Below are 11,013 nucleotides of genomic sequence, written 5' to 3'. Positions count from 1 at the left end.
TCGGGAGCGCCGGGCGGCTGATATCGAGTGGTTACTCGGTGACGTCCAACTGGATCAAGCCGTAGTTGTAGGCCTTGCGCCGGTAGACCACCGACGGACGACCCGACTCCGCATCCTTGAACAGGAAGAAGTCATGGCCCACCAACTCCATCTCGTCCAGAGCCTGCGCCAGCGTCAGCGAGGTGGTCTCGAAGACCTTCTCCCGCACCACCAGCGGACCGTCGCCCGTGACCACCAAGCCGGCCACATTGCGGCTGGGCACGACGTCCTCGGCCTGCTCCTCACTCGACGCCGACCCCGCGAGGATCTGCTCGGAAGCGATGAACGGGGCGTCCGCGGTGCGCAGGCCACGATGGGTCTTGCGGCGGTCGGCGGCCTTGCGCAGCTGCGTCTTCAGCCTGTCCAAGGCCATCTCGAAGGCTGCGGTCTTGTCGTTCGAGCGAGCTTCCGCGCGCACCACCGGTCCACGACTGCGAAGAGTGATCTGTACGTTGATGGCGTCGGAGGGATGCTTGGGGGCATCTTTCGCGTCGAACTCGACCTCGGCACGGATCACGCGATCGCGTAACCTCTCCACGGTCGACACACGCTCGGCCACCAGATCCTTCAGCTCCGGGCTGATGGTGCAATGACGACCAGTGACGACGATGTCCATTGTTCCTCCGTCTCCTGAGCCTTACGGCCCATGTTCCAGCCGGCTCACCCCCGTGAGCCGTCCCTGTCAGGCCGGTGCCCGGCCAAAAGCAGAAAACGCCTCCCGCGAATGCTGTGATCCTGCTGCGGTTGGCGCCCTCATACCGAAACATTACCCCCCTCTGCACTCAGGCAAGGGGAAATGCGTTTCTATGGTCAACATCGCCGATGACGGCGGCACCCCAGACCAGGGCTCCGGCCTCCTCGAGGGCTCGGCACGCCTCGATCACGGTGGATCCGGTGGTGACCACGTCGTCGACCAGCACGACCACCTGCCCGGCCCCGCCCCGCGCCCCCATCGATCCGGTCACGTTGGCTCTCCTCTCTCCCCTGCCCAGCACGGACTGATCCATCCCGGTGCGCCGGCGCACCAGCCATCGTCGCCACCGCAGCCCGGTCTCCCCGGCCGCCGAGCGCGCCAGCGTCGCCGCGTGGTCGAAGCCGCGACGACGAACCGCGGCGGGCAAGGACGGAACGGGGACGAGCACCGTCTCCGGCGGCGGACCGAGAGCTCGGACCGCCAGCGCCAGCCGCCCTCCGAGAAACCGGGTGAGATGGAGCGCCCCGTCGTCCTTGTAGGCGGGGATCGCATGTTCGAGAACGGGTCGGTAGGGATTGGCGGCGACAACGGGCATCGTCGTTCCTCGTTCGACGAGAAGGGGCGGGCACTCCAGCACCTTCCTGCACGACGCGCAGAGCCGCAGTCCCGGCCGGTGACATCCGGGGCACACCGCCCCCAGCAGAAGGTCGGCGGCGGCGTCGATCAAGGCAGAGGCATCCATGCCTTCATGATTGGCGACGCGGCGTCCTTTTTTCCATCGAATCTCACGCTGGGGATAACCCCGCACAGAGCCGCTATCCGGCGTAGGCGATGACCTCCGCCGAGTCCACCACCAGCATCCAGCGCGACCGGGTCTCGTAGCGCCATACCGCGCCGTCGTCCAGGGCGCGCACCGCGACCGCTCCTCCCCCTCGCATGGGCAACGCGGTCAGTTCTACGATCCGCTCGATGGGCGGGACCAGGTCTTCCACGGCGGAGCCGTCGTACTGGGTGAGGAAGACGCTCACCGGGCCGCCCGTCGAAGCGACCAGCGCCAGCGTGGTCTCGCCCTGCCAGTCGACGTCGCGGATGCCGGTGAGCGACACCCCTGCGGCGTTCACCGGTTTCAGGGCCCGCCACCGCGACACCGACCGTCGTTCCCCGACGGAGACCGTCATCATGCCGAGCTGCGTGCCGCCCTCTGCCTCGGTGATCACCGCGGCCCGCGCGCCGTTCTGTGCAGCGGCGATCGAAACCAGACGATGACCGTCCGGAAGGTCGATGCGCATCGAGCTGGTGTCGCCCTGGGCGTTGACGACCAGCACGACGGTGTCGCCGTCGACGGTGTCAGCCAGCACCCACAGCTCCCCTTGCACGAACTGCGGTCGTCGGAGGTTGCGATACGCGTGGTCGATCGGAGTGAAGCGCCCCTTGGGCGTGCCCAGCAACAGCGTCTGCCGATCGTCTTGCACCAACGCGGCCAGCGTCGCGTCGAGCGAGACCGCCAACTCCGCGACGGATGGGAGATCCTCGTAGAGCGGCTCCAGGCGCCGGTTGCTGGTCACCACGCCGAGAGATCCGTCTGCCACCGCATAGAGATCGGGGGCCGTGGCCCGGTTGAGCACTTGGTAGCCCTGCTGCGCGGAGAGCTCGAGCACGCCGTCGGCGCGCTGTCCGGGCAGATCGAACGGTCGGCCGTCGGAGGTGATCTTGAGACCCGTCGTGCGGGCCACCGCGGTCAGGCTCCACAGCAGCTGTGCCCCGACGCGTCGTCGCTCCTCTTCCGTGAGGTCGCCGGGCAGCCCGATCAGGTCGACGACCACCACGCCTTCGCTGTTGATCGTCGCGCCCTCCGAGCCGAGCTCGACGCCGCTGCCCAGCGCGTTGGTGACGGCGGGCACCAGTTCTGCCGGAGGACCGAGCACCTGGGTCTCGACCACCCGCTGAGGCGTCACCAGGGACTCGGGCTGGTAGGTCAGATCGGGTACGACGTGGGTTCCTTCGCGGCTGATGAAGTAGGTGGTCATGCGGGAGTAGTAGCGCTCGAAGACGAATCGCGACAGCAGCAGCCCGGACGGCGGCTCATCGATGCGCCATTGACCGTCGACTCGACGAATGTCGAAATCGTGTTTGAGGGATCCCGCCTCTGGATGGTAGCGCCCCTGGGCGTCGAGCCGCCCGATCAGGTCGCCCTCCAACGCCGGCACGTCTCCGGCCAGCTCACCGTCGTAGATGACCGCGCCCGAGGTCGGCTGCCATTGCGCCTCAGCCTGTGCCGTCAGGTATTGGCGCGCCACCGCGTAGTCGCTCTCGGGATCAGCCATCGCCAGCAGGAAGCCGTCGATCAGCTGCTCGGGTGTCATGTCCTCGCTGGGAGGCTCGGGCGCGATGTCGACGCTCGGGGGCTTCAACACCATCTCGATCTGCTCCACCGGACCCGACGTCGGCAGCTCGGCACAGCCGGCGCCCAGCAGGAGGGCCAAAGACACCGCGACCACGATGCGCCGCTTCGCGCTCATCGTGCCTCCTCATGGACGACGTCGGTGGGGATGATCGGCAGCGGGGAGCCCGTGACGCGACGCTTGGGATCCCGGGGCAAGGTCAGGCGGAACATGGCGCCCTTGCTCGGACGTCCCCACGCGCTCAGCCAGCCGTTGTGCAGGCGCGCGTCCTCCAAGGAGATCGCCAGGCCGAGCCCGGTGCCGCCGACCACGCGCGTCCGCGATGGGTCGGCCCGCCAGAACCGTTCGAACACCAAGGGAGCCTGCTCCGCGGGGAAACCGACGCCGTGGTCTCGCACCGTGACCGCCACCGCGTCGTTGTCACCGGCGACGGTGATGTCCACCGGTCGGCCCTCGCCGTGCTCGATCGCGTTGGCGAGCAGATTGCGCAGGATCCTGCGCACCCGGATCGCGTCGAGCAGCACGGTCCCCGCCGATCCGTCGTCGTGCAGCACCAGGCTGACCCCCTGCGTGGTGGCGAACGCCTCGTGGTTGGCCACCTCGACCGCGACCAGAGCGCCGAGATGGACCTCATCCAGAGCGAGGCCCGCCGCACCCGCGTCGATGCGGGAGATCTCGAGCAGGTCCGCGAGCAGCGCGTCGAAGCGATCGATCTCGGTGCTCATCAGCTCGATGCTGCGGGAGCGCGCCGGATCGAAGCTGTGCCGCGAGTCGTGCAGCATATCGGCGGCCATCTTGATCGTGGTCATCGGCGTGCGCAGCTCGTGGGACACGTCGCTGACGAACCGGCGCTGCACCGACGACAGCGACTCCAGCTGCTGGATGCGCTGCTGCAGGTCGGAGGCCATCTTGTTCATGGATTGGGCGAGCAGCGCCAGGTCGTCGGTGCCGCGCACCACCATGCGCTGGCCCAGGTCTCCCGAGGCGAGTTTCAGCGCCGTCTGGCTGGCCTTGCGTACCGGGCGCACCACCTGCTGCGTGATGAAGTAGCCCACCAGCCCGAGCGCCAGCATCAGGAGCACGAAGGTGGCCACGACGGCGGACTGCACCATCCGCACCACCTGCATCTCGTGGCTCATCGGGAAGACGAAGAACACCGGGAACTGCTCACCGGCGCTGCCCAGCAGCGTCGCCCCGACCACCCAGCCTGGCTCGGCCTGGCTGTCCGGCTGCGTGTAGTGCACCTGGGTGGGGACGACGAAGGCCTCGTCGGCACCGGCCCGGGCCACCGTAAGGCGCAGCTCCTCCGGCACGGATTCCGCCTTCATCCCGGTGGAGAGCAGTCGCGACGATGGGGCCTGGATCATCACGTGATATCGACCGGCCTGAGCGCTCACCAGGTCGGCGAGCCGGCTGAGCGACTCGTTGGTGGACACGCCGCGCTGCTCCGGCGACCGCAACTGCTGCTGCATGAAGGTCATGATGCTGCCGGCCTCGTTGATGGAGGCCTCGCGCTTCGACTCGGCGATGCCCGCAGTGACCACCTGAACCAGCGCGACGCCGGCGATCACCAACACCAGCATCGACGCGACCAGGGTGGAGCTGAGCACCCGCAGCGGCAGCGAACTCCACCACAGCTGGTGCAGCGGGCGGAGCCTACGGTTGGCTCGGTTCACCGGCTCGGTACCCTATGCCCCGCACCGTCACCACGATCTCGGGGTGCTCGGGGTCGCGTTCCACCTTGGCCCGCAGACGCTGCACGTGAACGTTGACCAACCGGGTGTCGGCGGAGTCGCGGTAGCCCCACACCTCGTCGAGCAGCGCGTCGCGGGTGAACACGTGCCCCGGGCGCTTGGCCATGGCCAACAGCAGATCGAACTCCAGGGGCGTCAGCGACAAGGTGGTCTCGCCTCGGCGGACCACATGCGACGACACCGAGATGGTCAGGTCTCCGATCCGGAGCACGTCGGCGCCGGCCTCGTTGCTGTTGCGCCGCAGCCGCGTGCGGACGCGGGCGACGAGTTCTTTGGTGCGGAACGGCTTGGCGACATAGTCGTCGGCGCCCGCATCGAGGCCGGACACCACGTCGGAGGTATCGGACTTCGCGGTGAGCATGATGATCGGCACCCCCGATAAGGCCCTGATGTCGCGGCAGACGGCCACCCCGTCGCGGCCAGGAAGCATGAGATCCAGCAGAACAAGGTCGGCGCGGGAACGCCTGAAGTCGGCGACGGCGTCGGTACCCGTCGCGCACCGGATCGTGTCGAATCCCTCCTGTCGAAGCACGATCTGCAGCATCTCGGACAGCGCCTCGTCGTCATCGACGATCAGAATCCGAGCTTTTCCCCTAACGTCGGTCACTCCAGCCTCCTTCGGCCCATGCTATCCGGTACCCCATTACCAGCATGCAACCCTCAGTTAAGCACGGGTTCTCCCGTCCAGGTGGACCAGCGGCCAAGTGTCCCGCCCCTTCGTCTCAGGACGCGACGCCACATGCCCTCCGGCGTGCCGAACACCTCTTCGAGCCGGGCGACGGAGCGGAACCAGGAGCCTCGGATCAGTTCGCCCTCCAGCTGGCCGGGGCTCCATCCGGACAGGCCGATGAAGATGCGCAGGTGCGTGAACGCGCCTCGCACGAGTTCGACGGGGGTGTCGAGGTCGAGCATGCCGACGTCGCCGAAGACGCGACGCCATCCCGGAGGATCTTCCCACGGATGGACGAGGTGGGCCAGCGCCACAGCGGACTGCTGCGACACCGGCCCTCCCTCGAAGGGCATGGCGGGTGGCGTGAGCAGGTCGGTGAAGTGCCCCAGCGGGCCCTCGATGTCGACGTTGGAGAGCTGATGCAGGCAGACGCCGAGAGTTCCGTTCTCGTTGTGCTCCAGCAGCAGCACCACGCTCTGCTCGAAGTACCCCCCACGTCCAGGATCAGCGGAGATCAGTAGCTGTCCCGGCTCGATCGCTGCGCCCATCTCCATGAACTAACCCTATCCAGGTCGCCCGCTGTGCAGGGGCGCATTATCCTGGATCCGTGGAAGGTCGCCGTAGCGAGCGGCATCAGATGGGGTCGCGCGAGTCAAGCGAGATTCCGCGGATCCAGGATTAGTATCTGAGACAAGAGTTGAAGCGGGAGGGCACTCATGGCGGTCGATACTGCAGCACCGACGCGCAGTGCAGCTGACCGTTTCATGCGCCGATTGCTTCGCGTTCCGGAGGGCATCCCCGGTGGTTCCGGGCTGGTGGGCGATGCTCATCGGGCGTTCCGCACGTCGCTGATCATCTCGGGTGTGCGCTGCCTGATCACCTACCTCCTGATCCCGGTCTTGGTGCCGCTGCTCAGCTTCGCCGGCGTCTTCGCCGCCCCCATCGGAATCGCCCTCTGCGCCGTGGCCGTCGTCAATGGCGTCATCAGCCTGCGTCGCTTCTGGGTGTCCAACCACCGCTCCCGCTGGATGTACACCTGGTTCATGGTGGTGGTGTTCTTGGTTCTCGGCGTCGCCCTGTACTCCGACATCTCACGATTGGTCTCCTGAACCCCATGAGCCTGGACAACGACAAGCACAAGCTCACCACCGACCAGGTCGACGAGCACTTCGCCGGCCGCGAGGTGGACCAGTTCGAGAACGACACGCTCACCGAACTCGCCCGTGACGAGGCGGCCCGGCACGTCGAAGACGCCACGGCGAACGCACACCTCGGAGCCCGGGAGGGCGACGCGGACCACAAGGCTGGTGAGATGGAGGAGGAGCTCGAGGACGAGGCCGATGACTTGGGCATCTCCCAGACGGTGATCACGGTCGTCCTGTTCGTCGCGTTCTTGTCCTTCGTCGTCGTCTGCCTGCCGTTCTACTTCTTCAACTAGCCTTCCCGACGCTCTTCGAGATGCGAGGCCGCCCGCGGCCAAGCCACAAGGAGACCCAACGCAACAATCGGCAGGAGGTCGGCCACAGCGGGCGAGGTAGTCATTCGGCTGCCGGTCGCTCTCCTCGAGGCTACGGCTTCCGGGCTCGTACCTCGCCCAGCGCCTCCGCACCTCGAAGAGCGTGGTGGGGACGACGCTCTTCGAGGTACGAGGCCGTCCGCGGCCGAGCCTCGAGGAGAGCGAACGCAAGGATCCTCAGGCGCCCGGGCACAGCGCTCCACTGTCAGGAGTTCCACACCAGACAGTGGAACTCCTGACACTGGAGCTACTTCTGACGCGACGGCCACAACCTCGACCTAGACCACAAGCCCCTTCAGGTATGCGGTGACGACGGCTCCTTCGTCGATCGGGGCCGTGCGGATGAGGCGCTGCATAAGCAGAGCGTCCATCAGAGCGGCGAGGTCTCTGGCGTGGGTGTCGGGATTGGCGATGCCGAGACGCCGCAGCATCTCAGCTGCCTCCGCGACAACGGTCTCGCGGACCTGCGGACGGGTGGCCAGCGACGCGACGAGCTGCGGGTCGCTGCGACATTCGAGCAGCAGGACCAGTCGTGCCCGGTGTTCATCCTCGCGTCGCATGGTGGCGTTCAGTCCGGCGACGATCAAGCGCGCCGCAACCTCAGGTGTCAACTCCTCCGGTACTTCGGGAGCAGCCAGATCGTCGAGAACCTGTACCGCCAGGTGTTCGACGATCAGAGCGATCAAGTCGTGGCGCGTGCGCGCGTAGTACGACGTCGAGCCTTTGGCGAGGCCGAGGTCGCGATCGATGTTCAAGTGAGTCAAAGCCCGGGCTCCCTGGGATGCCAGTATCCGCACCCCTGCCTCTGCGATCTGTACGCGTCGATCAGTCACTCTTCCGTCCCTCCTTCGGCACCCGCAAACCCTCTATGAACATAGAGTATGTTAGCTCTACGAACATAGAGGAAGGGTGGCTGCCGGTGATCGTGTGGTTCGACGAGATCGCTGCCGATGACGGGCGGCGCGTCGGTGGGAAGGCCGCGAACCTGGGCGAGTGCCGTCGAGCCGGGCTGCCCGTGCCACCAGGTTTCTGTGTGAGCACCGACGCCTACCGGGAGGCGACCGAAGAGATCGCCGAACTGCTCGCCGCCGACGCGCAGCGCGGGGACGCTGCCTCCGCGCGCGAGCGCATCCTCGCCCTGTCGCTCCCCGACGCCTTGCTGAACTCCATCGCCGAGGCCTACGAGCATCTGGGCGACGGGCCGGTCGCGGTGCGGTCGTCGGCCACCGCCGAAGACCTGGCCAACGCAAGCTTCGCCGGCCAACAGGACACCTACCTGGGCGTGAACGGAATCGACGCCGTGCTCGACGCGGTGCGGCGATGCTGGGCGTCGCTCTGGACCGACCGCGCCGTCGACTACCGCCGCCAGCAAGGCATCCTCGACGACGATCTGGCGCTGGCCGTCGTCGTGCAGGTCATGGTGCCGGCCGACACCGCCGGGGTGCTGTTCACCCGAAACCCCGTCACCGGCGACGACACGTCGATGCTGGTCAGCGCGTCCTATGGGTTGGGAGAGTCGGTGGTCGGGGCTCTGGTCACGCCCGATACCTTCGCAGTCTCGCGCGAGACCGCCATCGTGACATCTCGCGAGATCGGCACGAAGGAGACCCGGATCGACGCCACGCCCGGCGGCGGAACCGTCACCTCACCCGTCTCCCCCGCTGACCGGGCCCGCGCCAGCCTCACCGACGAACAGCTGCGCCGCCTCGTCGAGCTGGGCGAACAGGTGGAAAGGCACTACGGCACAGGCCAGGACATCGAGTGGGCGTGCGTCGGCGACGAGCTTTACCTCCTGCAAGCCCGCCCGATCACCACCAGCCACAAGGCCGTCGAAGGGCACGCCCCAGTCAGGAACAAGCTCGAGCACACGCTCCGCGACGACATCATCGAGCACTTCCCAGCGCCATTCCCACTCGACCTCTACGCCGTCCACCACGTGCAAGGCGTGGTCCAGGATCTGATGGGCACCGCAGGGCTGAGGGCCGCGCCCGTGTCGTCGCTCGTGCATGGCGACGACGACGGCATCGTCCGCATCGCCGTTACCCGCCCCCGGCTCACCCCGGCTGTGATCACACGGCTCCCCGCCCTGCTGCGGCGCGGAATGCGGCACGACCCCACCGACTGGCCGATCGAAGAGGCCGCCTATCGGCGCCAACTCGACGGCCTGACAGCACAAGCGAGCCGTTGCGCCTCGGCCAACGACGAGGCCGTTCTCGCCCTGGCGCGCGACGCCGTCGCCCAGGTGGCCACCATCACCACCGACCGCTTCATCCGCTATCTCGCGCCGATGATGATCAACCGCGACGTCGCGTCCTGGCTCATCGCGCTCGCCGGCGCGAAGAAGCACACGACGCCCGAGGATCTCTACGCCGGCGTAGCCTACAAGACCGCCGAGATCACCACAGCCATCAACACGCTCGCTGCCACGGCCCGGGACACGCACGTGGCGACATCGATCATCGACGCGCCTCAAGGTTCAGTGGGCACCACCCTCGCCGCCACCGCAGAGGGACGCGCGTTTCTCAGCGTCATCGACGAGTTCCTCGCGACCCACGGCGCACGAACCGCACGGCTCTATCTGCCGTTCTCCAACCGCTCGTGGCGCGAGGATCCCGAGGTCTTCTACGCCCTGCTCGCCGCAACGCTCCGAGGCGCGCCACTCGAGCAGGCTCACGGTATCGATCCCGCAGAGACTATCGAGCGCCGCCTCCCCCGCTTCCTCCAACGACGCTGGCGCGCCAACACCGAGCGACTGCGCGCCCTTCACATCGGACGCGAAGGCACGGTCTACCTGATCGAGGAGTTCTTCTGCCTCGCCCGCGTCGGCGTCGATGAGCTCGCCCGCCGCCTGGTGTCCCGAGGGCAGCTCGGGCACCCCGACGACACCCGCTTCCTCTACTTCCACGAGGTCGAGGACGCCATCACCGACGCCCAACCTCGGCAGTCCGTCGTGGCGCGACGTCGCCGTAAACGCGGCACTGCGGAGGCGATCTGGTGGGATCGCGGCCAGACCACCGACGACGGCCACACGCTGAAGGGCCTCCCCGCCAGCGCCGGGCGCGCCGCCGGAACGGCCCGGGTAATCCGCTCCCCCGACGAGTTCCACCGCCTGCAGCCCGGCGACATCCTGGTCTGCCCCTACACCGACCCCACCTGGACGCCGCTGTTCGCACTCGCGGCTGGCGTCGTCGCCGACTCGGGCGGTCCGCTCTCACACGCGGCCATCGTCGCCCGCGAATACGGGATCCCCGCCGTCCTCGGCGCAGGACGAGCCACCAGCCTGCCCGACGGCGCGCGCATCGTCGTCGATGGGTCGGCGGGCACGATCGTCCTCGAAACCGAGACGACCGACAGACACCTCAGCGATCAGCCAGCGCCAGCATCTTGAGCACCGTGTTCCAGTTGCGCGACGTGCCGACGCCGGATCGGTCGATCTTGCGACTCGCCTTGTCCAGCGCCGTCGGCAGCACCGCTTGACCCATGCCATTCGGCAGGTGCATATAGAGCTCCCGCCCGATCACGGCGCATTCCTCGGGCAAGAACGACGGCAGATCCAACGACTCGAGAATTGCCGCAGGCGGCGCTTCCACCATGAAGACGACGTGCAGCTGCGTACCGCCGGCATGCGGGTAAGGGTTGGCGTCGACGACGGCGGCCATCTCGTCCCGTGTCCGGACCACCACGGGCACCCCGTATCCGGCGGCCGCCGAGATCGCCTCGCTCAAGGTGGCGGCAAGATCAGTCGGAGCAGGAGACGGCGGAGTCACCACCGCATTGCCCGACTGGATATAGGTGACCACGTCGGTGCAGCCAGCCTCCTCCAGGACCGACCGCAGCGTCGCCATGGCCAGCCGATGACCGCCGACGTTGATCCCGCGCAGCAGCAGGATGACACGATCAGCCCGAGCGGCTGCCGCAGGATGGGGTTCCGTCATGAT

General features: G+C 67.5%; 11 protein-coding genes. 3 read left to right on the top strand and 8 right to left on the bottom strand.

Annotation, left to right across the window (positions count from 1 at the left end):
- Positions 1-31: 31 nt before the first annotated feature.
- The 6 genes from hpf to P0D62_RS08780 all read right to left on the bottom strand — a co-directional run bounded on the left by hpf (position 32) and on the right by P0D62_RS08780 (position 6,113).
- Positions 32-655: a ribosome hibernation-promoting factor, HPF/YfiA family gene (gene hpf / locus P0D62_RS08805; RefSeq protein WP_275702266.1), complete on the bottom strand. Its 624-nt coding sequence runs from the start codon at positions 653-655 to the stop codon at positions 32-34.
- A gap of 166 nt (positions 656-821) precedes the next feature.
- Positions 822-1,475 (bottom strand): ComF family protein, encoded by a 654-nt coding sequence (locus P0D62_RS08800; RefSeq protein ID WP_275702265.1) that lies wholly within the window; start codon positions 1,473-1,475, stop codon positions 822-824.
- A gap of 73 nt (positions 1,476-1,548) precedes the next feature.
- Positions 1,549-3,252: a GerMN domain-containing protein gene (locus P0D62_RS08795; RefSeq protein WP_275702264.1), complete on the bottom strand. Its 1,704-nt coding sequence runs from the start codon at positions 3,250-3,252 to the stop codon at positions 1,549-1,551.
- Positions 3,249-4,811 carry an MtrAB system histidine kinase MtrB gene (gene mtrB, locus P0D62_RS08790; protein WP_275702263.1) on the bottom strand — a complete coding sequence of 521 codons (1,563 nt, stop codon included), beginning with the start codon at positions 4,809-4,811 and terminating at the stop codon, positions 3,249-3,251. The genes P0D62_RS08795 and mtrB overlap by 4 nt, the downstream gene beginning before the upstream one ends.
- On the bottom strand, positions 4,792-5,496 hold the full coding sequence (mtrA, locus tag P0D62_RS08785) for an MtrAB system response regulator MtrA (RefSeq protein WP_275702262.1): 705 nt from the start codon (positions 5,494-5,496) through the stop codon (positions 4,792-4,794). Before mtrA ends, mtrB begins: the two co-directional genes overlap by 20 nt.
- A gap of 53 nt (positions 5,497-5,549) precedes the next feature.
- Positions 5,550-6,113, bottom strand: coding sequence for a YqgE/AlgH family protein (locus tag P0D62_RS08780; protein ID WP_275702261.1), 564 nt, complete (start codon positions 6,111-6,113; stop codon positions 5,550-5,552).
- Positions 6,114-6,323: 210 nt separating this feature from the next.
- Here P0D62_RS08780 and P0D62_RS08775 point away from each other — a divergent pair, with 210 nt between their 5' ends.
- Positions 6,324-6,668 (top strand): hypothetical protein, encoded by a 345-nt coding sequence (locus P0D62_RS08775; protein WP_275702260.1) that lies wholly within the window; start codon positions 6,324-6,326, stop codon positions 6,666-6,668.
- Between the two features lie 5 nt (positions 6,669-6,673).
- Positions 6,674-6,997 (top strand): hypothetical protein, encoded by a 324-nt coding sequence (locus P0D62_RS08770; RefSeq protein WP_275702259.1) that lies wholly within the window; start codon positions 6,674-6,676, stop codon positions 6,995-6,997.
- A gap of 356 nt (positions 6,998-7,353) precedes the next feature.
- Here P0D62_RS08770 and P0D62_RS08765 read toward each other — a convergent pair whose 3' ends face one another.
- Positions 7,354-7,839, bottom strand: coding sequence for a TetR/AcrR family transcriptional regulator (locus P0D62_RS08765; RefSeq protein WP_275702258.1), 486 nt, complete (start codon positions 7,837-7,839; stop codon positions 7,354-7,356).
- A 155-nt stretch (positions 7,840-7,994) separates the two neighbouring features.
- On the opposite strand from P0D62_RS08765, the gene P0D62_RS08760 reads away from it, so the two are divergent.
- Positions 7,995-10,463: a PEP/pyruvate-binding domain-containing protein gene (locus P0D62_RS08760; RefSeq protein ID WP_275702257.1), complete on the top strand. Its 2,469-nt coding sequence runs from the start codon at positions 7,995-7,997 to the stop codon at positions 10,461-10,463.
- Here the strand turns inward: P0D62_RS08760 and P0D62_RS08755 are convergent.
- Positions 10,435-11,010, bottom strand: a complete 576-nt coding sequence (locus tag P0D62_RS08755; protein ID WP_275702256.1) for a DUF1697 domain-containing protein — start codon at positions 11,008-11,010, stop codon at positions 10,435-10,437. The genes P0D62_RS08760 and P0D62_RS08755 overlap by 29 nt on opposite strands.
- Positions 11,011-11,013: the final 3 nt, after the last annotated feature.

The sequence above is a fragment of the Tessaracoccus caeni genome (assembly GCF_029211185.1).
Lineage (GTDB): Bacteria > Actinomycetota > Actinomycetes > Propionibacteriales > Propionibacteriaceae > Arachnia > Arachnia caeni.
This window is presented reverse-complemented; position numbering and strand designations above follow the sequence as displayed.